1 protein-coding gene is annotated in these 1,139 nt (G+C 63.8%); it reads right to left on the reverse strand.

What is annotated here, in order from left to right; translation table 11 throughout:
• Positions 1-1,139 (reverse strand): methionine adenosyltransferase (gene metK / locus B6V74_RS18685; RefSeq protein ID WP_088723677.1); only part of this gene is annotated, 1,139 nt, incomplete at both ends.

Here is a 1,139-nt window from a genome sequence, read left to right on the forward strand (position 1 = left end):
GCTTTCTTCAGCGCCTCGACCAGATCGGTCTTCTCCCAGGAGAAGCCGCCATCGGCCTCCGGGGCGCGACCGAAATGGCCATAGGCCGCGGTGCGCTCGTAGATCGGCTTGCACAGATCGAGCGTCTCGCGGATGCCTTTCGGCGTCAGGTCCATCACCTGCGCCACGGCTTTCTCGATCACCTCGTCGGGCACTTCGCCGGTGCCGAACGTGTCGACATAGATCGACAGCGGTTTCGCCACGCCGATCGCGTAGGACACCTGAATCACGCATTTGCGCGCCATGCCTGCCGCCACCACGTTCTTCGCCAGATAGCGCGCCGCATAGGCCGCCGAACGGTCCACCTTGGTCGGGTCCTTGCCCGAGAACGCGCCGCCGCCATGCGGGGCCGAGCCGCCATAGGTGTCCACGATGATCTTGCGCCCGGTGAGGCCCGCATCGCCATCCGGACCGCCGATCACGAAGGTGCCGGTCGGGTTCACCCACCATTCGGTCTCCGGCGTGATCCAGCCCTCGGGCAGCGTTTCGCGGATATAGGGTTCGACGATGGCGCGGATATCATCCGAGGTCTGATGCTCGTGGGCGTGCTGGGTCGAAAGCACGATCTGGCTCACGCCGACGGGGCGGCCATTCTCGTAGCGCACAGACAGCTGCGATTTCGCGTCGGGGCGCAGCTCGGGCTCGGCGCCGGATTTGCGCGCTTCGGCCAGACGGCGCAGGATCGCGTGCGAATAATGTATCGGCGCGGGCATCAGTTCGGGGGTCTCGTCGGCGGCGAAGCCGAACATGATCCCCTGATCGCCGGCCCCGTCCTTGTCGACGCCCTGAGAGATATGGGCAGATTGCGGGTGCAGGAAGTTCGCGACTTTCAGCGTCGCCCAGTGAAACTCGTCCTGCTCGTAGCCGATATCCTTGACGCAATCTCGCACGATCTTGTCGATGCCTTCGAGATATTCGGCGAGCTTGGTTTTATCGGCCAGACCGACCTCGCCACCGACCACGACCTGATTGGTCGTCGCGAATGTTTCGCAGGCGACCCGCGCGTTGGGCTCTGCAGCCAGGAAAGTATCGAGAACGGCATCCGAAATGCGGTCACAGACCTTATCGGGATGCCCCTCCGAAACGGATTCGGAGGTGAA

Origin of the sequence: Thioclava sp. F42-5 (assembly GCF_002213195.1) — a bacterium.
In the GTDB taxonomy this organism is placed as follows: Bacteria; Pseudomonadota; Alphaproteobacteria; order Rhodobacterales; family Rhodobacteraceae; genus Thioclava; species Thioclava nitratireducens.